General features: G+C 60.7%; 15 protein-coding genes. 12 read left to right on the top strand and 3 right to left on the bottom strand.

The features are described 5' to 3' along the window. Positions 1-52: 52 nt before the first annotated feature. Positions 53-553 (top strand): LabA-like NYN domain-containing protein, encoded by a 501-nt coding sequence (locus tag BLR92_RS11095; RefSeq protein WP_089728495.1) that lies wholly within the window; start codon positions 53-55, stop codon positions 551-553. Between the two features lie 17 nt (positions 554-570). Here the strand turns inward: BLR92_RS11095 and BLR92_RS11090 are convergent, their stop codons facing one another. Then, complete coding sequence (locus BLR92_RS11090) at positions 571-2,517, bottom strand: aconitate hydratase (protein WP_089728493.1); 1,947 nt, start codon at positions 2,515-2,517, stop codon at positions 571-573. Between the two features lie 286 nt (positions 2,518-2,803). Here BLR92_RS11090 and BLR92_RS11085 point away from each other — a divergent pair, with 286 nt between their 5' ends. The 10 genes from BLR92_RS11085 (at position 2,804) to BLR92_RS11040 (ending at position 15,653) form a co-directional block, all read left to right on the top strand. After that, on the top strand, positions 2,804-4,015 hold the full coding sequence (locus BLR92_RS11085; protein ID WP_089728491.1) for a thiamine pyrophosphate-dependent dehydrogenase E1 component subunit alpha: 1,212 nt from the start codon (positions 2,804-2,806) through the stop codon (positions 4,013-4,015). Beyond that, complete coding sequence (locus BLR92_RS11080) at positions 4,008-4,985, top strand: alpha-ketoacid dehydrogenase subunit beta (protein ID WP_089728489.1); 978 nt, start codon at positions 4,008-4,010, stop codon at positions 4,983-4,985. Before BLR92_RS11085 ends, BLR92_RS11080 begins: the two co-directional genes overlap by 8 nt. A 190-nt stretch (positions 4,986-5,175) precedes the next feature. Beyond that, positions 5,176-6,468, top strand: a complete 1,293-nt coding sequence (locus BLR92_RS11075; protein WP_089728488.1) for a 2-oxo acid dehydrogenase subunit E2 — start codon at positions 5,176-5,178, stop codon at positions 6,466-6,468. Between the two features lie 13 nt (positions 6,469-6,481). Then, positions 6,482-8,314 (top strand): protein kinase domain-containing protein, encoded by a 1,833-nt coding sequence (locus tag BLR92_RS11070; RefSeq protein WP_089728485.1) that lies wholly within the window; start codon positions 6,482-6,484, stop codon positions 8,312-8,314. A 193-nt stretch (positions 8,315-8,507) separates the two neighbouring features. Beyond that, the gene (thpD, locus tag BLR92_RS11065) at positions 8,508-9,425 is read left to right on the top strand and encodes an ectoine hydroxylase (RefSeq protein WP_089728483.1); all 918 of its coding nucleotides are present in this window, start codon (positions 8,508-8,510) and stop codon (positions 9,423-9,425) included. A gap of 95 nt (positions 9,426-9,520) precedes the next feature. Beyond that, positions 9,521-10,978, top strand: a complete 1,458-nt coding sequence (locus BLR92_RS11060; protein ID WP_089728481.1) for an NAD-dependent succinate-semialdehyde dehydrogenase — start codon at positions 9,521-9,523, stop codon at positions 10,976-10,978. Positions 10,979-11,167: 189 nt separating this feature from the next. After that, complete coding sequence (locus tag BLR92_RS11055) at positions 11,168-12,757, top strand: ABC-F family ATPase (RefSeq protein WP_089728529.1); 1,590 nt, start codon at positions 11,168-11,170, stop codon at positions 12,755-12,757. A 24-nt stretch (positions 12,758-12,781) separates the two neighbouring features. Then, a complete protein-coding gene (locus BLR92_RS11050; RefSeq protein ID WP_089728479.1) occupies positions 12,782-13,372 on the top strand; it encodes a DUF4202 domain-containing protein in 591 nt (196 codons plus the stop codon). A 97-nt stretch (positions 13,373-13,469) separates the two neighbouring features. Further along, a complete protein-coding gene (locus BLR92_RS11045; RefSeq protein WP_089728477.1) occupies positions 13,470-13,910 on the top strand; it encodes a YtoQ family protein in 441 nt (146 codons plus the stop codon). 159 nt (positions 13,911-14,069) lie between these two features. Further along, the gene (locus tag BLR92_RS11040) at positions 14,070-15,653 is read left to right on the top strand and encodes an FMN-binding glutamate synthase family protein (RefSeq protein ID WP_089728474.1); all 1,584 of its coding nucleotides are present in this window, start codon (positions 14,070-14,072) and stop codon (positions 15,651-15,653) included. 42 nt (positions 15,654-15,695) lie between these two features. On the opposite strand, the gene BLR92_RS11035 is transcribed toward BLR92_RS11040, so the two are convergent. Beyond that, positions 15,696-16,946 (bottom strand): MFS transporter, encoded by a 1,251-nt coding sequence (locus BLR92_RS11035; RefSeq protein WP_089728473.1) that lies wholly within the window; start codon positions 16,944-16,946, stop codon positions 15,696-15,698. A gap of 241 nt (positions 16,947-17,187) precedes the next feature. Then, positions 17,188-18,870: an FMN-binding glutamate synthase family protein gene (locus tag BLR92_RS11030; RefSeq protein WP_089728471.1), complete on the bottom strand. Its 1,683-nt coding sequence runs from the start codon at positions 18,868-18,870 to the stop codon at positions 17,188-17,190. A gap of 346 nt (positions 18,871-19,216) precedes the next feature. Here BLR92_RS11030 and BLR92_RS11025 point away from each other — a divergent pair, with 346 nt between their 5' ends. Continuing rightward, on the top strand, positions 19,217-19,726 hold the full coding sequence (locus tag BLR92_RS11025) for a hypothetical protein (protein WP_089728469.1): 510 nt from the start codon (positions 19,217-19,219) through the stop codon (positions 19,724-19,726). The last annotated feature ends 85 nt before the right edge of the window (positions 19,727-19,811 follow it).

Here is a 19,811-nt window from a genome sequence, read left to right as displayed (position 1 = left end):
GCCATCATACCAGTAACGTCATCGTGACTGGTGTTCCCGAAGAGGTGTCGTTTTGAAAAATCCCCCGGAAAGCGTGGCGATCCTGGCCGACGTGCAGAATATCTATTACACGACGAAGCAGGTATATGGGCAGCACTTCGATTACAACGCCTTCTGGACCGAAGTGACCGCCAATCGCCAAGTGACAGCGGCGATTGCCTACGCGGTGGATCGCGGCGACGAGAAACAGCGCCAGTTCCAGAATATCCTGCGTGCGATCGGCTTTCAGGTGAAACTCAAACCCTTCATCCAACGCAGCGATGGCTCCGCCAAGGGCGATTGGGACGTCGGCATCGCCCTCGATGGCATCGAACTCGCCGCCCGGGTCGATCGCGTAATACTGGCCTCCGGCGACGGCGATTTCGATCTGCTGGTGCAGCGCATCGGCGAGCGCTTCGGCATCCCGGTAACGGTGTATGGCGTCGAACGCCTGACCGCCGAATCGCTGATACGCGTGGCTTCGCCCTTCGTGCCGATCGAGGGGGCTTTACTGTTGACCCCCAAAGCGCGTTGAACTTTACCCCTCTAGACTCAGTGCTTGTTTCCTGTATCGCCGTGTTGCCTCATCCAGTTGATCAAGCCGCCTTCACGCAACACCTCTAGCTGACGCGGACTCAGCCCATGGCGCAGCGTGATATCGCCTTTCGGGGCGCGCGCGGTCAGCGTCTCGCCCTTGTCCAGCGCGTCATGCAAACCCTCGAAACTCAGGGTCTGCCCAGTCTCCAGGTTGTCGTAATCGCTTGCATCGTCGAAGGTCAGCGGCAGCACGCCGAAATTGACCAGGTTCTGCCAATGGATGCGCGCGAAGCTCCTGGCGACGACCACCCGCATACCCAGATAGCGAGGCGCGATGGCGGCGTGCTCGCGACTCGACCCTTGCCCATAGTTGTTGCCGGCAATCACGCAGTGGTCGCCGCTATCCTTGGCGTTGGCGACGTAATCCTCGTCGATACCGCGAAAGCTGAATTCGGCGATGCGCGGAATATTGCTGCGGTAGGGCAATACCTCGGCGCCGGCCGGCATGATCTCGTCGGTGGAAACGTTGTCCTCCATCTTGAGCAGAATCTTGAGTTCCAGGTCGTTCTCGATGGGGTCGAACGTCGGTAGCGAGGCGATATTGGGCCCCTTGATCAGCTTGACCTGGCTGGCTTGAGCACTCTCCAGCGGGGCGAACAGGTGCTGGTTATTGACGACGGGGTCGTCGGGATTCTTGACGCGAGGGTAGGCGAAATCGAGATCGCGCGGGTCGGTGATCTTGCCGCACAACGCAGAGGCGGTGGCGGTTTCCGGGCTGCACAGGAAGACCCGGTCCTCGCGGGTACCCGAGCGGCCGGGAAAGTTGCGCGGCGTGGTGCGCAGGCTGTTGCTGTCGTTGGCCGGCGCCTGGCCCATGCCGATACAGCCGTTGCAGCCGGCCTGATGCAACCGTGCGCCGGCGGCGATGAGACTCATGATATGGCCGTCACGAATCAGCGTTTCGAGAATCGAACGCGACGTCGGGTTGATATCGAACGACACCCAGGGGTCGATCTGGCGGTTCTTGACCATCTCGGCGGCGATCGCGAAGTCGCGATACCCCGGGTTGGCGGATGAACCGATATAGGCCTGCGAGAGCGGTTCGCCGGCGATCTCGCGTACCGGCACCACGTTGCCGGGGCTCGATGGCTTGGCGATCAGCGGCTCCAGACTGGCAAGATCGATCTCGTCTTCGACGTCGTAGGTGCAGTCGTCGTCCGCCGCGAGCGCCTGCCAATCGTCGCCGCGCCCTTCGGCCTCGAGAAAGCGCTTCACCGCGTCGTCCGAGGGAAACACGCTGCTGGTCGCGCCCAACTCTGCGCCCATGTTGGCGATCACATGGCGATCCATCGCCGACAGCTTGGCTAGCCCCGGCCCGTGGTATTCGATGATTCGCCCGATGCCACCATCGACGTCATGGCGGCGCAGCATCTCGAGAATCACATCCTTGGCGCTGACCCAATCGGGCAGTTCGCCGGTCAGCCGCACGCCCCAGATTTCCGGCATCTTGGTGTGAAAGGGTTCGCCGGCCATCGCCATGGCCACGTCGATGCCGCCGGCGCCAATGGCCAGCATGCCCATGGCGCCGGCGGCGGGGGTGTGACTGTCCGAGCCTAGCAGCGTCTTGCCCGGTATGCCGAAGCGTTGCTGATGGGTAGGGTGACTGACGCCGTTGCCGGCGCGCGAAAACCACACGCCAAGGCGCGCCGCCGCGCTTTGTAGAAAGCGATGATCGTCGGGATTCTTGTTGTCTTCCTGGATCAGATTGTGATCGACGTACTGGGCGGAAACCTCGGTCTTGACGCGATCGAGCTCCATGGCTTCCAGTTCGAGCATGACCAGCGTACCGGTCGCATCCTGCGTCAGCGTCTGATCGATGCGCAGGGCGATTTCCTCGCCAGGCGTCATTTTTCCCTGGATGAGATGGGCATCGATCAGTTTTTGTGCCACGTTCATGGCCATGATGTCGTCTCCTTTCGACGGCGATGAGTGGGGTTTTCCCGTTGCTTCTTACAGTGTAGGAAAGTCATCGCTATAGACTAACGTTGCAGGAGGCGGTGGCTGACGATGGGTGCGCTATCCTCTATCTTACGTTAACGTAAACTCGTGGCGGTGCCATGTACAGGCACCGACGCCAGGCTTGACCTGGCCAGCGTGTTATCAAGGTAGAAAATGGCCGCCCACAAGGCGCCGATATCCGTATCTCCACCCACTACCCTTGGGAAGAGAGACAAGGAAAAGAGACACCATGAGCACAACGACAAAAGCAGCGCCCATCGTTCATACGCCGGATTTCATGAACGGCGACGAGTTTCGCATTCCCGTCTTCAAGCTGCTCAAGCAGGACGGCTCGCCCTACAAGAACGCCAAGCTACCCGACCTCGACAAGGACAAGGCGCTGCGCATCTATCGCGCCATGCTGTTCACCCGCGTGCTCGACGAGCGCATGCTGGCCGCCCAGCGTCAGGGTCGGCTGAGCTTCTACATGCAGTGTATCGGCGAGGAGGCTTCGGTGATCGGCAGCACTGCGGCCCTCGACGATGAAGACATGATCATGGCGCAGTACCGCGAGCAGGGGGCGCTTGCCTATCGCGGTTTCGACGTCGACGAATTCATGAACCAGCTATTCGGCAACGAGCACGACTACGGCAAGGGCCGTCAGATGCCGGTGCATTACGGTTCGAGCAAGCTTCACTACATGACGATTTCATCGCCGTTGGCCACGCAGATTCCCCAGGCCACCGGCTACGCCTACGGCCAGAAGATGGCGGGGCAGGGCCACTGCACGATCACCATCTTCGGCGAGGGCGCGGCCTCGGAGGGCGACTTTCACGCCGCGCTGAACATGGCCTCGGTACACCGGGTACCGGTGATCTTCCTGTGCCGCAACAACGGCTATGCGATCTCGACCCCGGCACACGAGCAGTTTTCCGCCGACGGTATCGCCCCACGCGCCTTCGGCTATCGCATGAAGGTGATTCGCGTCGATGGCAACGACATCCTCGCCGTCTACCAGGCGACCGTCGAGGCGCGCAAGCTGGCGGTGGAGCATAACCAGCCGGTGCTGATCGAGGCCATGACCTACCGCCTGGCGGCGCATTCCTCTTCGGACGATCCCTCCGGCTATCGCAGCAAGAAGGAAGAAGAAGCCTGGCGCGACAAGGACCCGGTGCTGCGCATGAAACTGTGGTTGCAGGAAAAGGGTTGGTGGAGCGATGACGACGAGAAGCGCGAGCAGGAAAGCCTGCGTCGCGACGTGCTCGAGGCCATGAAGCGCGCCGAGAAACGCGAGCCACCAGAGCTCGACACGCTGGTCAGCGATGTGTTCGACGAGGTCACGCCGATCCTGGCCGGCCAGCTAGACGACCTCAAGGCGCATATTCGCAAGTATCCGGAGGCGTATCCCAAGGGTGCCAAGAGCCTCAACGGCAAGGATGCGGGAGGTGCCAAGCATGCCTAAGATGAACATGCTTCAGGCGATCAACGACGCGCTCGACATCGCCATGGCCGCCAACGACAAGGTGATCTGCTTCGGCGAGGACGTGGGCATCTTCGGCGGCGTGTTCCGCGCCACCAGCCACCTGCAGGAAAAATACGGCCGCGATCGCTGCTTCAATACGCCGCTGGTCGAGCAGGGCATCGTCGGTTTCGCCAACGGCCTAGCCGCCCAGGGCTCGACGCCGGTGGCCGAAATCCAGTTCGCCGACTACATCTTTCCGGCGTTCGATCAGATCGTCAACGAGACCGCCAAGTTTCGCTACCGTTCCGGCGATCTGTTCAATGTCGGCGGCCTGACCATTCGCGCGCCCTACGGCGGCGGCATCTCCGGCGGGCTTTATCACTCGCAATCGCCCGAGGCCTACTTCGCCCACACGCCGGGATTGAAGGTCGTCGTGCCACGCAACCCGCATCAGGCCAAGGGATTGCTGCTGGGGGCCATTCGCGATGCCAACCCGGTGCTGTTCTTCGAACCCAAGCGGCTCTATCGCGCCTCCACCGGCGAGGTGCCGGAAGAAGATTATGAATTGCCGCTGGGCCAGGCCGAAGTGACCAAGGAAGGCGACGACATCACCCTGCTGGCCTGGGGCGCGCAGATGGAAATCGTCGAGAAGGCCTCGGAGCTTGCCGAGAAGGAAGGCATCTCCTGCGAGATCATCGATCTGCGCACCATCGTGCCCTGGGACGTGGAAACGGTCGTCGAGTCGGTGCTCAAGACCGGGCGGCTGGTGGTGACTCACGAAGCGCCGCTGACCGGTGGCTTCGCCGGCGAGATCGCCGCGACCATCCAGCAGCGCTGCTTTCTCTATCTGGAATCGCCCATCGCCCGGGTGACCGGCCTGGATACGCCTTTCCCGCTGACGCTGGAGAAGGAGTATATGCCGGATCATCTGAAGGTCTTTGAGGCGATCAAATACAGCATCAATTATTAGGCAGCACTGAATAAATGGCTGCTCGGACGAATCGTTTTGTTGCGCGGTGCTGGTGCGCCAGCCCGGTCGAAACTCGCCTAACCCCATGTTATGTCTTGTTTCCTGTGCGCCGTGCGCCTCACGCTTCATTCCGCTCGCCTATTTATGCAGCGCTTCCTCGAGCGATTTCAGGTTCAGGAGAGAGAACCCCATGAGCGATTTCATTCTGCCCGACATCGGCGAAGGCATCGTCGAGTGCGAAGTGGTCAAGTGGCTGATCGCCGAAGGCGACGAGATCGAGGAAGACCAGCCGGTGGTCGAGGTCATGACCGACAAGGCGCTGGTCGAGATTACCGCCCCCGAGGCCGGCCGCGTGACCCGGCTATATTGCAAGCAGCAGGAAAATGCCCAGGTACATGCGCCGCTATTCGCCTATACGCCGCTGGGCCAGGGCGGTGACGCGGAAGAGCCAGCGCACGAGGCGATAGACGACACCTCGGCTAGCCAAGCCAATGATCGCGAGAGCGCTGACGCGGCGAACGACAGCGCCCCGCAACCGGCTGCAGTTCCGGCAGAACCTGCGACTGGTTCCGGCGCGCATGGGCGCATTCCCGCGAGTCCCGCGGTGCGCCGGCTGGTGCGCGAGTTGGGTGTCACGCTCGCCGATGTGCCCGGCTCGGGCAAGGATGGCCGCGTGCTCAAGGAGGATATTCTCGCCTTCGAGAAGAGCGGCGAGAAGCGTGCGAAGCCCGCTAAAGCCGAGGCCACGCCGACAGCGTTGCATGAAGGGTCGGCCGGCGAGGCGCGCGTCGAGCCAATTAAAGGCGTGCAGGCGGTCATGGCCAAGCGCATGGTGGAATCCGCCACGACCATTCCACACTTCAGCTACGGCGACGAAATCGACGTTACCGAGCTGCTGGTGCTGCGCGAGCGCTTGAAACCCCAGGCCGAGGCGCAGGGCACCCGGCTGACATTGATGGCGCTGATCATGAAGGCCATGGCGTTGGCGGTGCAGGCGCACCCGATTCTCAACAGCCGGGTCAGCGAAGATGGCAGCGAAATCCATTACCAGCCGCATTGCAACATCGGCATGGCGGTGGATAGCCAGGCCGGGCTGATCGTGCCCAACGTCAAGCGCGTCGAGCAGTTGAGCGTACTGGAGATCGCCGCCGAGGTGGCGCGCCTGACCCAGGCCGCGCGCGATGGTCGCGTCAGCCAGGCTGATCTCAAGGATGGCACCATCAGTATTTCCAACATCGGCGCGCTGGGCGGCACCTACGCCGCGCCGATCATCAACCTGCCCGAGGTGGCGATCGTCGCACTGGGGCGCACCCAGCACCTGCCGCGCTTCGATGAATCCGGCGATGTCGTATCGCGGGCGATCATGACGATTACCTGGTCGGGCGATCACCGCATCATCGATGGCGGCACTATCGCGCGCTTCTGTAACCTGTGGAAGGGATATCTGCAGGAGCCGCAAAGCATGTTGCTAAACATGACGTAGGCTGGAGCATTCCATGACCCAGGATACGCTGCAGCAGTTCTATATCCCCGAAGAGCAGTCGGTCTACCTGCTCAGCCACGACGATGCCAAGAAGCTCAAGGACTGGGTCGAGCTGTGCCAGACCCAGCTCGAACAGCTTGGCTACCGGGATATCGAGCTGGTCGGCAAGGGCGCCTATGGTTTCGTGTTCGCCGGGGTAACCGCCCTGAACGATGAGTACGTGTTCAAGTTCACGCGGATTACCCTGGCGCAGCAGTTTCAGGACCGCCTCGAGGAAGAGGCGTTCATGCTGGAACAGGTCGACCATCCGCGCGTGCCGCGCCTGATCGCCTTTCAGCGGGTGCGCAAGCAGTCGATCCTGGTCATGCAGCGCGCACCGGGCATCAATCTCGAGGAGTATTCGCTGCGTCACGGGCGGCTACCGCCACGCCTTGTGGTCAATATCGCCGCGCAACTGGCGGATATCCTGCGCAGCCTGCGCCGCGAGGCCGGTCCATCCGGCAAGCCGATCGTGCATGGCGATATCAAACCCTCCAACCTGGTCTTCGATGTTGCCAGCGAACGCGTGGCGCTGATCGACTGGGGCTCGTCGGTATTCGCCCAGCTCGATGCCAATCAGCAGTTCGTCAACGCCAATGTCATGGAGTTGATGTCCGACAACCTGCAACAGACCAATGCGCGGTTGGGTGATGTCTATTTCATCGGCGAAGAGCAGTTGAACGGTGGGCTGTCGTCGCCGCGCTTCGATGAGCAGGGCGCCGCCGCGACGCTCTATGCATTGGCTTCGGCACAGTCGTGTCGTTTCGGTCATCGTGGCATTCCGGCCACATCGCTGGGGCTACCGATGGAGTTCGCCCGGGTGCTCGATGCGATGCTCGATCCCGACCCACGAATACGCATGCGCGCCGGCGATTACTTTATCGAGCATATGCCACGCCTGGCGCGCACGGTGATGATCGATCTACCCACCAAGCCCGAAGTGGCTACGGTGCCGGTATGGATACGCCCCAGCCAGCGCGAGATCGACACCGTGGTCTACAGCTCGCGCAAGTCGTTTCTGCGCGAGGAAGATGGCCGCGACGCGCTGAACGCGGTCAACGACGTGCAGCTCGACCGCTACTACAAGAACTTTATGCAGGGCATGGGCGAAACCGAGAAGGCGTTTCTCGCCGCGGTCAGCCGGCTGGGCAAGTATCCGGTGGTCGGTGGGCTGGCGGTGCGCTGGGAAACCGATGGCGTGTATATCGACACGGTACTCAACCTGCACGATGGCGAACTCAAGGCGGCTTTCATCGCGGCGGTTAATAACATGGTCAACCTGGCGCGCGCCATCTATCGCCGTGGGGTGTTCAAGAGCTGCCTGTTCAATGCCCGCGATACCCTGCACATCGACCGTGGAGGGCCCGAAGAGGTGTTCGTTCCCGAGCCGGACATGACGCTGCCCTATGAGGTGAGCGCCGCGCCGGATCTCGACGACAAGACCCGCGTGCATTCCTACTTCGAGGATGGCCCCGACCCCGAGGAGTTTCTACAGCTGCCCGGCGAGATCATGCAGTGCCTGGAAGGGCTCAACGCCATTCATCACACCGGGCTGATCATCTTCGAGGCGTTGCCGACGCACCTCAAGATTCACAGCTACTACCGGTTGCTCGATCCGGCCCGCGAGGCCGAGTTTCGCGACTGCCTGAGCGCAATGCTCAGCGCGGTATCGCTGATTCGCGGGCTTGGCGTATCGGGCTATATGAAAATGCCCTACAAGGACACCAAGGCGTTCTCGCATATCGAGCGGCTGCCCGAGCGCTATTACCCCAAGGACCCGCGCGCGGAAAGCGCTCCCGCCTCTTGACGATTACCTGCCGACAGAAAGCTTGACCCTTGATAAGGCCATCGATAGGCACAAGGCATACCTTTGTCGTCCCCTTCACAATCGGACAACGAGCCGTCACAGGACGGCATTGTTGGCGTTTGGCTTGCGGGCTACCTTGGGATGACACACATAGCGATAGTGGTGAAAAGTAGCAACCAAGGAGGATCTCGCCATGGAGGCGATGCAAGAGACCCAGGATCTTTTTCCGACCCGGCTGGAACGTAAACTGGGGATGTTCGAACGCATCGACCCGGTCGTGCACAGCCAGGGCGCGCAGCGTAGCGATGGGCCGCTAAGCGAAGCGCAGGTCGATGAGTTCGAGGCCAAGGGATTTCTCTCCTTCGAGTCGTTCTTCGACAAGGAGGAAATGGACGCCTTCATTCAGGAGTTGCGCGATTACGAGGAGGACGACGATCTCAAGTCGTCCGAAGGCACCGTGCTGGAGCCGGGCAAGCAGGAAATTCGCTCCATCTTTGGCATCCACGAGGTCTCCGAGCGTTTCAGGCGCCTGACTCGTGATCCGCGGTTGCTCGAGATGGTCCGGCAACTGCTCGGTAGCGACGTCTACATGCATCAGTCGCGTATCAACTACAAGCCGGGCTTCAAGGGCAAGGGCTTCGACTGGCACTCCGACTTCGAAACCTGGCACAGCGAGGATGGCATGCCGCGCATGCGCTCGCTGAGCTGTTCGATCATTCTCACCGAGAACGGCGAGTTCAATGGCCCGTTGATGCTGATCCCCGGCTCGCACAACGTTTTCATTCCCTGCGTGGGGCGCACGCCCGAAAATAATTACAAGGAGTCCCTGAAAAGTCAGGAAATCGGCGTGCCGGATGTCAGAAGCCTGACCGAGTTGATGACCGAGTACGGCATCGAGGCACCCAAGGGGCCATCCGGCTCGCTGATCATGTTCGAGTGCAATACGCTGCACGGTTCCAATACCAATATGTCCTGCTGGCCACGTAGCAACCTGTTCTTCGTCTACAACAGCGTGGAAAACACCCTGCACAATCCGTATTGCGGCAATCGCCCACGGCCGGAGTTTCTAGCCAATCGCAAGGACTGGAGCCCGCTCAAGCCCATTGAATGAGCGAGGCGCTAAAGGGGGCTAAGCGTCCACCAGGGTTTCGTGTGCGGCGATACCCAGCGTTCGAGGACAAAGCAGCATGTCCAGGAGGGACGACAATGACAGACGATCGGATAACGTTACTGCGCGAGCAGGCGTATGTAGGCGGGCGCTGGGTCGATACGGCCAATGCGCGCCGGGCGGTCGACGATCCAGCGACTGGCGACGTGATCGGCCATGTGCCGGAACTGGAAGCCTTACAGATCGACGACGCGATCGAGGCCGCTCACCAGGCGTTCTCCGCATGGCGACGGACTTCCGCCGTCGAGCGTGCCGACAAGCTGCTCGCCTGGTATCGGGGCATGCAGTCGCGGCGTGAAGATCTGGCGCGGCTGATGACCCTCGAGCAGGGCAAACCCATTGCCGAAGCGCGCGACGAGGTCGACTACGCGGCCAGCTTCCTGCGCTGGTTCGCCGAAGAAGGCCGGCGCTCACAAGGCGCTAACCTTCCCGCCGAAAATCCGCAGGTCGCTCTCGGCACGCTCAAGGAGCCGGTTGGCGTAGCGGCCATCATCACGCCCTGGAATTTCCCACTGGCGATGATCACGCGCAAGGTAGCGGCCGCGCTTGCCGCCGGTTGCACGACGCTGGTCAAGCCGGCCAGCGAAACGCCCTTCTGCGCGATCGCGCTGGCGGTGCTCGCCGAACAGGCGGGGCTGAATAACGGCGAGTTCAATGTCATTACCGGTCAGGGCAAACTGTTTGCCGAACGCGTCTGTGCCGATACACGAGTGCGTGCGCTGTCGTTTACCGGTTCCACCTCGGTTGGCAAGCAGCTATTGCGCCAGAGCGCGGACACGGTCAAATGCACGGCGATGGAACTCGGCGGCAACGCGCCGTTCATCGTCTGCGACGATGTCGATCTCGATACTGCGGTCGAAGGTGCGCTTGCGGCCAAGTTCCAGACCAGCGGCCAGGACTGCATTGCCGCCAACCGACTATTCGTGCATCGCTCGATCTACGAGGAGTTCATACAGCGATTCGCCGAGCGCATGAATGCGATGGGCGTGGGCAACGGCTTCGACGAAGCCAACGCCATCGGCCCACTGATTCACGAAGACGCGGTGCAAAAGGCCCAGTCGTTGGTCGATGATGCCAGGCAGCAGGGCGCACGCATCATGGGGCGTGAACAGAGTGAAGCGCCCGGGCCGCGTTTTTTCATGCCCACGATCGTGGCTGATTTCACCCCTGCCATGCGGGTTTCGTCCGAGGAGTCGTTCGCGCCCGTCGTGCCCATTCGTGCCTTCGATGACGACGATGAAGTCATCGACGCGGCCAACGATACGATCCATGGGTTGGCGTCCTACGTCTACACCCATCGCGATGCGCGCATCCGTAAGTTTCTGCGCGGTCTCGAATACGGCATGGTTGGAATCAATACGATGGACATTACCGGCCCGCACGTACCCTTTGGCGGCGTGAAGCAATCTGGGCTGGGCCGCGAGGGCGGGCATCTCGGCATCGAAGAATACCTCGAGACGAAGTACTACTGCGTTGGCGAGATGCCCATCGGCTGAGCCAAATCATACCGTCGACACTCAGTCGCAGGTACTCGCGCAAGATCGTCATGATCCCCTCCTGAAGCAGTGGCACGGTACGTGATTCACTTTTGGCTGCGTGGGGCCTTCGTGCATCGGGGGGCTGCGTTCGCTCGCCAGGAGGCTTACAATCGCCTCCCTTTTCATGCGCTTCGACTGGACCCGATTTTGATCTCCACCGCGAATATCACCATGCAGTTTGGGGCCAAGCCCTTGTTCGAGAATGTCTCGGTCAAATTCAACAACGGTAACCGCTATGGGTTGATCGGCGCCAACGGCTGCGGTAAGTCGACCTTAATGAAGATCCTCGGTGGCGATCTCGAACCCTCGGGCGGACAAGTGATGCTGGAACCCGGCACTCGCCTGGGCAAGTTGCGCCAGGACCAGTTCGCCTTCGAAAGCGAACGGGTGATCGATACCGTGATCATGGGTCACAGCGAATTATGGCGGGTCGCCGAGGAGCGCGAGCGTATCTATTCGCAGCCGGAAATGAGCGAAGAAGACGGCATGCGCGTCGCCGACCTGGAAACCCAGTTCGCCGAACACGACGGCTATACCGCCGAGGCCCGCGCCGGCGAGTTGCTGTTGGGTCTGGGGATCCCCGAGTCGCAGCATTTCGGCCCCATGAGCGCGGTGTCGCCGGGCTGGAAATTGCGCGTGCTGCTGGCCCAGGCATTGTTTGCCGACCCCGATGTGCTGCTGCTCGACGAACCGACCAACCATCTGGATATCAACACCATCCGCTGGCTGGAAAGCATATTGACGGCGCGCAACAGCACCATGGTGATCATTTCCCACGATCGCCATTTTCTCAATAGCGTGTGCACGCACATGGCGGACCTGGATTACGGCGAATTGCGGCTGTTTCCCGGTAATTACGACGAGTACATGACCGCCGCCACCCAGGCACGTGAGCGTCTGCATGCCGATAATGCCAAGAAGAAAGCCCAGATCGCCGATCTCCAGGCGTTCGTCAGCCGCTTCTCGGCCAATGCCTCGAAGGCCAAGCAGGCCACCTCTCGCGCGCGCCAGATCGACAAGATCAAGCTCGACGAGGTCAAGCCATCGAGCCGGGTCAGCCCGTTCATTCGCTTCGAGCAGGGCAAGAAGATCCACCGTGGCGCGGTCAATGTCGAAGCGCTGAGCAAGGATTATGGCGACACCCCGCTGTTCGAGCGCCTCGGCCTGCAGATCGAAGCCGGCGAGCGCCTGGCGATCATCGGCCCCAACGGCATCGGCAAGACCACGCTGCTGCGTTGCCTGGTCGGCGAGTTGGGAGCCGATGCCGGTGCGGTAAAATGGACCGATAGCGCCGAGCTTGGCTACTTCGCCCAGGAACACGGCGATGACTTCGCCAACGATGCCACGCTCTACGAATGGATGGCACAGTGGACCGACGGCGGCGAGCAGGTGATTCGCGGCGCGCTGGGCCGCATGCTGTTTTCCAATGACGATATCGGCAAGTCGGTCAAGGTGATTTCCGGCGGCGAGCAGGGGCGCATGCTGTTCGGCAAGCTGGCGCTGCAAAAACCCAACGTGCTGGTGATGGACGAACCCACCAACCACCTCGACATGGAATCCATCGAGGCGCTCAATCTGGCGCTGGAGCATTACCCCGGCACGCTGATCTTCGTCAGTCACGATCGCGAGTTCGTTTCGTCGCTGGCGACGCGTATTCTCGACATGAGCGGCGAGGGTATCGTCGACTTCAGCGGCAGTTACGATGAGTATCTACGTAGCCAGGGAGTTTTTGGCTAAGGCCACCAATGAGGAAATCGAATCATGACCGAGCCTAGCGCGCGCTTTGCTGCCGCCATCGAACGCCTTGATGCCTTGCATGCGGAGGACCCTCGGCAGGAAAGCGCCGATGGTGCCGAGTTGCCTTACGAATTGCTCTACGCTCGGCGCATGAGCGAGTGGCTGGCTCGTGTCGCGCCGGATGCCAGCGAGGCGCTGCGACTGGCGGTGCGCGCCCAGCATCTGCAACGCTGGCGTATCCCGCGCGACGACTACCCACGAGACCGCCCCGGCTACCTGGCCTGGCGGCGCGAACTGGGTCGCCGCCAGGCCGCGCAGGCGAGTACCGTGCTGCGTGAGGCGGGCTATGACGATGATGTTTGTGAGCATGTCGCGCGCATGATCCGCAAGGAGCAGTTGCGCCGTGACCCCGAAGCGCAGGCATTGGAAGATACCGCCTGCCTGGTCTTTCTCGAGCACTATTTCGCCGACTTCGCCAGCGAGCACGATGAAGACAAGCTGATGCGCATCGTGCGCAAGACCTGGAACAAGATGTCGCCGCGCGGGCACGAACTCGCCGCGACGATCCCTCTCTCGGTCGACGAGCAGGCGCTGGTAAAGAAGGCGTTGAGCTGATCGGACGACCGCGCACGTTTGTATACAGTTTCTGTCGCGGTATGATTGTCCCCTTCGTTAATCGCAGTCCTGTCGACTGCGCGACTCTGGAGCGATCATGAGCTTTACCGTTTATCTTTCCGGCGAGATTCATACCGACTGGCGCGATGAAATCAAGCGCGGCGCGCAGGCCAACGGCCTGGATGTCGTCTTCACCTCGGCGGTGACCGACCACGACGCCAGCGATGCCGCCGGCGACCACCTCGGCGAGGAAAGCAGTTCTTTCTGGCGTGACCACAAATCCTCCAAGGTCAATGCCATCCGCACCAAGACCCTGATCGAAGCGAGCGATCTGGTCGTGGTTCGCTTCGGCGATAAGTACAAGCAGTGGAACGCCGCCTTCGATGCCGGCTATTGCGCTGCGCTGGGCAAGCCCTACGTGACCCTGCATAGCGAAGACATCATTCACCCGCTCAAGGAAGTCGACGCCGCGGCCATGGCCTGGGCGACGTCCAACGAGCAGGTGGTCGAGATTCTCAAGTACGTCACGCGTGACTGATTCTCTCCCGTGCTTCGGCGCGGGTGCCTACCTTGGAGCGACCCATTGCTCCGCGTGTTTTGCCCCGAAACAGTGTAAGTCTTGCCCCGGTCGCCACGGGCGCCGGGGATTCTGTATCCTATAGTTCTACTGGCTTATTCCTAAACGCGAGCGACGTTCATGTTTGGCTCTCCGCGTAGCATCTATTTCTGTTATCTCGCCGTGACTCTGCTTGTCGGTGCCGTGCTGGCGGTTTGGGCGCCCGCTTGGCTGCTATTGTGGGCGGTCCTCGCTGTGCTGGCCGTGATTGGCGCACAGGACCTGCGCTCGCACCATAACGTCCTGCGCAACTATCCGATTCTCGGGCATATGCGCTATATGCTGGAATTCGTTCGCCCCGAACTACGCCAGTATTTCTTCGAATCCGAACAGAGCGGCCGACCGTTCAACCGCGAGCAGCGACAGATCGTTCATGCCCGGGCCAACGGTCAGCCGGATACCTCGCCGTTCGGCACCAGAAGGGACGTCGAAGACGCCGGCTTCAATTTCGTCCAGCATTCCATTGCGCCGAAGAAGGTCGACCCACGCCATGCCCGCATCATGGTCGGCGGGCCGCAATGCAGTGCACCCTATGATTCGTCTCGCCTGAATATCTCGGCGATGAGCTTCGGCGCACTTTCGGGAAATGCGGTGCTGGCGATGAACAAGGGTGCGAAACTCGGTAACTTCGCCCAGGATACCGGCGAGGGTGCGATCAGCCCTTACCACCGCGAGCACGGTGGCGACATCATCTGGGAGATCGCCAGTGCCTATTTCGGCTGTCGCTTCAACGGCGGCACTTTCGACCCCGACGAATTCGCCGAAAAAGCCTGTACTGACCAGGTCAAGATGATCGAAATCAAGCTTTCGCAGGGCGCCAAACCCGGCCATGGCGGACTATTGCCAGGTTCGAAGGTCAATGCGGAAATTGCCGAGACCCGTGAAATCGAGCAGGGCAAGGATTGCCTGTCGCCCGCCATGCATCCCGAGTTCGATACTCCCATCGGGCTGCTGCGGTTCATGCAGCGGCTACGCGAGTTGTGCGGTGGAAAACCGGTCGGCTTCAAGCTGTGTTTGGGCAAGCGCGACGAATTCATGGGGATTTGCAAGGCCATGCTCGAAACCGGTATCCAGCCGGACTTCATCACCGTGGACGGCGCCGAAGGCGGTACCGGCGCCGCACCCGCGGAATTCTCCGACTTTGTCGGTACCTATATCAATGAGGCGTTGCCGTTCGTGCACAATTGCCTGGTCGGCATCGGCAAGCGTGACGAAATACGCATCATCGCCAGTGGCAAGGTCGCCATGGGCTTCGATATCGTCACCAAGATTTCGCTAGGCGCCGATATGTGCAATGCGGCGCGTGCCTTCATGTTTTCGGTGGGCTGCATTCAGGCACAGCGCTGCCACACCAATACCTGCCCGACCGGGGTCACGACCCAGGACCCGGCTCGCACCAAGGCGCTGGATGTGGAATCCAAGGCCCTGTGGGTGCGTAATTTTCACGACGCCACTATCAATTCATTCCTGGATATCATGGGTGCGCTGGGCGTCGACAGCCCCGACGAGCTGGGCCCGGAGCGTATCTATCACCGGCCCGGTCACGGCCCGGCATGCACCTATCGCGATTTGCACCCGCAGGTTGGCACCGGCGACTTTCTGGATGACAAAATCCCCGAGGATTACGCTGGAGACTGGGCGCGCGCGAGCGCGCAGCGCTTTTAGTGCCTCGACGAACCGCAGAAAAAATGGAGAAAATTTAGCAGCCTACTCGGTAGATGGCTCGGTTACAGGCGTGGCTTGTCGCGTGCGACGCTCGAGATCGGGCAGCCACAGCGCGACGATGCCCAGCAGTGGCAGGAACGCACATAGTTGGTAGACGAAAACGATGCTGGTGGTATCCGCCAGATAGCCGAGCACCGCGGCACCGATACCGCCCATGCCGAAGGCGAAACCGAAGAACAACCCGGCGATCAAGCCAACTCTGCCTGGCACCAGTTCCTGCGCGTAGACCACGATGGCCGAAAACGCCGAAGCCAGCACCAGCCCGATGATCACTACCAGCACGCCGGTCCAGAACAGGTCGGCATGTGGCAATAGCAGCGTGAAAGGCGCCACGCCGAGAATCGAACCCCAGATCACTACCTTGCGGCCGATGCGATCGCCGATCGGACCGCCGGCCACGGTGCCCACGGCGACCGAGGCCAGAAACAGGAACAAGTAGAGTTGCGCACTTTGTACCGACAGCGCGAAACGCTCGATGAGATAGAACGTGAAGTAGCTGCTCAGGCTGGCCAGGTAGAAATACTTGGAAAAGATCAGCATGCCGAGCAGCCCTAGCGTGATGAGTACTCGGCGGCGGCTCAACACGGCAAGATCGACGCCCTTGCGCGGCTTGCGCGTCAGCAACGCCTGATTGCCGGCATACCAGCGGCCAATCTGAAACAGCACCACCATGCCGATCAGCGCCGCCAGCGAGAACCAGGCCACGCTACCCTGGCCATGGGGAATGATCAGCAGCGCCGCCAGCAAGGGGCCGAGTGCCGAGCCGACATTGCCGCCGACCTGAAACAGCGACTGCGCGAGCCCGTGGCGATTGCCTGATGCCATGCGCGCCACTCGCGACGCCTCGGGATGGAAGATCGATGAGCCGGTGCCAACCAGCACGGCGGCGAGCAACAGGTACAAATACGATGGCGCTACCGACAATAGCAACAGACCGGTGAGCGTGAATCCCATGCCGATGGCTAGCGAGAACGGCAGGGGGCGCTTGTCGGTATACAGGCCGACCCAGGGTTGCAGCAATGACGCGGCGAGCTGGTAGGTCAGGGTGATCAGACCGATCTGCGCGAAGCTCAGATCGAAGGTTCCCTTGAGCATCGGGTAGATGGCCAACAGGACCGACTGGATCATGTCGTTCATCATGTGCGCGACACTGATGCCGCCCAGCACCTTGAACGATGTCGTGGTGCCGGCGGTGTTGGCGGCAACGGCTTGCTGCGGTTGAACGGTCTTCATGCGATGTTTCGCCAGGCGGTGATGATGGACCCCTAGAGAATAGCGCGATTGGGTCGTAAAGAAATCATTTCAGTGCTAAGGAATCACTGCCTAAATGCCTGCTCGGACGAATGACTGCGTTGCGCGGTACTCGAAGTCTCGCCTAACCTCATGTTATGTCTCACCTTCTGTGTTCCGTGCGCCTTGCCCTTCATTCCGCTCGTCGATTTATTCAGCGATTCCCTAAGCAATTCGAACCACTTTAGAGCAACTTGCTGGTTCTAAGCGCCGCCACCGACGCCGGCGCATGAAAGGAATCGGCTCGAGAGGCATGCCAATAATCACGGAATACCGTATGTTGCGGGGCGCCATCGAGCAACTCGCCCCGCGTCAGGTAAGGAAACAGCGCGGCGAAGGGTTGAATCTCAGTGCGTGAGACGCGACGAAGAATGTGCTCAGGACCCAATTCGGAGGTGTCTCGAAGTCCCGCGGCGGCCAGCATTTCGGCCAATGCCTTGAGCGTATTGTCGTGAAAATGATAGACACGTTGGCTTTTGTCGGTGACATCGAGCTTGTTGCCGCGCCGTGTGTCCTGGGTCGCAACGCCACTAGGGCAGCGGTCGGTATGGCAGGTTCGAGCCTGAATGCAGCCCAGCGAAAACATATAACCGCGTGCGGCGTTGCACCAGTCGGCGCCCAAGGCGATGGTCCGTGCGATATCGAATGCCGAGACGATCTTGCCGGCGGCGCCGATATGGATCTTATCGCGTAGATCGGTGCCCGCCAGCGTGTTGTGAACCAGCAGCAGCGCCTCGGTCAGCGGCATGCCTAGCCGGTTGATGAACTCCAGCGGCGCGGCCCCTGTGCCGCCTTCGCCACCATCGACGACGATGAAATCCGGATGCTCGCCGCTCTTGAGCATCGCCTTGACCAGACCGAACCACTCCCAGGGATGACCGATGGTCAGCTTGATACCCACCGGCTTGCCACCCGATAGCTCACGCAACCGGGCGATGAATGCCATCATCTCGAGCGGCGTGGTAAAAGCCGAATGCGTGCTGGGCGAAATCACATCCATGCCAACCGGCACGCCGCGCGTCGAGGCGATCTCCTGGGTAACCTTGGCACCCGGCAGGATGCCGCCATGACCGGGCTTGGCGCCCTGCGACAGCTTGATCTCGATCATCCGAACCTGCTCGAGCGTCGCCCCGGCGACAAAACGCTCCTCGCTGAAGGTGCCATCCTCGTTGCGGCAGCCGAAATAACCCGAACCGATTTCCCAGACCAGGTCGCCGCCCTGGCGATGGTAAGGAGAGATCGAGCCTTCCCCAGTGTCGTGATAGAAATTGCCGAGCCTGGCGCCGCCGTTGAGTGCGCTGATGGCGTTGGCAGAGAGCGAGCCAAAGCTCATCGCCGAAATATTGAACACGCTGGCCGAATAGGGCTTGGTGCGGTCCCTGCCGATGGTGATGCGAAAGTCATGCGAGTCGATGCGCTCCGGCATCAGCGATGGACTCAGCCACTCATAGCCCTCGGCATACATGTCATGAACCGAGCCGAAAGGCTTCTTGTCGAGCGTATTCTTGGCGCGCTGATAGACCACCGAGCGTTGCTCGCGGGAAAACGGCCATCCTTCGGTGTCGGTCTGAATGAAGTACTGGCGAATCTCGGGGCCGATCGACTCCAATCCATAGCGAAAGTGCGCGAGGATCGGATAGTTGCGACTCACTGTGCGTCGGCTCTGCAGTAGATCGTAAGTACCCAATGCCGCTAACAGCCCGAACCCCGCTACTGCCCAGCCCCAGTCGCTATCTAAAGCCAGGCCAAGCAGCGACACGACCAGGCCGCACAGGCTGAAGAGGTAAACCCCATAGCGCAACGGCAGCCTGGCGGAACGAAGCGATAAGAGTGACGAGAACCTGGAAAAAACGGCTGGATCGATCATGGGACATCCCTGCAGTGGTGGTAACCAGTCAAAAAGACTATCACGACCATTGCAAGTGGCGGCGGGTCGGCGGTCAGCGTTGTTTACCGTTGGGTTCGAATATTAGTCGATAGCACCGCAAGGCATGGCGAACGTAGCGTCATCGCTATGCAAGGAGTTGGTATCCATAACGTCATACAGACTGTGTTTACTCGTTGGCAGCGCAAAACCGGCCAAACCATGACGCACGTTAAGGTGTCCTTTGCCATGATCAACGTAGATTGTGCGTTACGGGCTCAGTGGTCGGGCTTTGTCACCGGATGGGTCATTTCTGGTTCCGGTACGTCAATGTCACAAGGAGACGACGATGCAGCGTGCACGAAACACAACGATAAATACTATCTTGCCCCAGGAGCTACTGGTATTGGCGAGTTCGCACGAACACTACGAAATGAATCGTTATCGACGCCTGGCGTTACGCTTTCTGCCGTTCAATGCCGGCATCAGCCGGCTGCTGGAGGCGCTCGCCACGGAATGCGAACAACGGCTGCACGAAATGAGAGTGGCCTGCGAGCGTTCGGGGACGCCAGAACCCACGCTGACGGTATCGCCGCTGCGCGAGCGATATACCGATGGCTCCGAGAAACACTTTTTTGTCATCAACGTCGCAATGGCCGCCACGGTACTGGCCGAGGCGCTGAACGGCGAGCACCAGTCGCTGCGTTTTTATCGCCAGCTGCTGGCGTCGAACGCTACGCCGGAATTGCACCCGCTGATCGCTACCTTTATCAAGCAATCGCAGGTGCAGTGTCGCATTCTGGAAGAAAGCCAGGGCCAGTGGTTGATGAGCGCACCGGGATTTTCACGTAGCGCATGAAGCGATAGGCCACTTGAAAGGCGGCAGGACTCGCCTCGGCTTGGTCTCGCTTGTAGGCAATCTCTTACACGAAAATCAGCGATTG

It is taken from the genome of Modicisalibacter muralis (assembly GCF_900102945.1).
GTDB classification, from domain to species: Bacteria; Pseudomonadota; Gammaproteobacteria; order Pseudomonadales; family Halomonadaceae; genus Modicisalibacter; species Modicisalibacter muralis.
The sequence above is the reverse complement of the archived record's forward strand: the minus strand, read 5'-3'. Positions and strand labels throughout refer to the sequence as shown.

What these genes read in the sequence shown, in the direction of transcription:
- BLR92_RS11090 (WP_089728493.1), bottom strand. Translation starts at nt 2,517, where the DNA reads ATGGCCATGAACGTGGCACAAAAACTGATCGATGCCCATCTCATCCAG.
- BLR92_RS11085 (WP_089728491.1), top strand. Translation starts at nt 2,804, where the DNA reads ATGAGCACAACGACAAAAGCAGCGCCCATCGTTCATACGCCGGATTTC.
- BLR92_RS11080 (WP_089728489.1), top strand. Translation starts at nt 4,008, where the DNA reads ATGCCTAAGATGAACATGCTTCAGGCGATCAACGACGCGCTCGACATC.
- BLR92_RS11075 (WP_089728488.1), top strand. Translation starts at nt 5,176, where the DNA reads ATGAGCGATTTCATTCTGCCCGACATCGGCGAAGGCATCGTCGAGTGC.
- BLR92_RS11070 (WP_089728485.1), top strand. Translation starts at nt 6,482, where the DNA reads ATGACCCAGGATACGCTGCAGCAGTTCTATATCCCCGAAGAGCAGTCG.
- thpD (WP_089728483.1), top strand. Translation starts at nt 8,508, where the DNA reads ATGGAGGCGATGCAAGAGACCCAGGATCTTTTTCCGACCCGGCTGGAA.
- BLR92_RS11060 (WP_089728481.1), top strand. Translation starts at nt 9,521, where the DNA reads ATGACAGACGATCGGATAACGTTACTGCGCGAGCAGGCGTATGTAGGC.
- BLR92_RS11050 (WP_089728479.1), top strand. Translation starts at nt 12,782, where the DNA reads ATGACCGAGCCTAGCGCGCGCTTTGCTGCCGCCATCGAACGCCTTGAT.
- BLR92_RS11045 (WP_089728477.1), top strand. Translation starts at nt 13,470, where the DNA reads ATGAGCTTTACCGTTTATCTTTCCGGCGAGATTCATACCGACTGGCGC.
- BLR92_RS11040 (WP_089728474.1), top strand. Translation starts at nt 14,070, where the DNA reads ATGTTTGGCTCTCCGCGTAGCATCTATTTCTGTTATCTCGCCGTGACT.
- BLR92_RS11035 (WP_089728473.1), bottom strand. Translation starts at nt 16,946, where the DNA reads ATGAAGACCGTTCAACCGCAGCAAGCCGTTGCCGCCAACACCGCCGGC.
- BLR92_RS11030 (WP_089728471.1), bottom strand. Translation starts at nt 18,870, where the DNA reads ATGATCGATCCAGCCGTTTTTTCCAGGTTCTCGTCACTCTTATCGCTT.
- BLR92_RS11025 (WP_089728469.1), top strand. Translation starts at nt 19,217, where the DNA reads ATGCAGCGTGCACGAAACACAACGATAAATACTATCTTGCCCCAGGAG.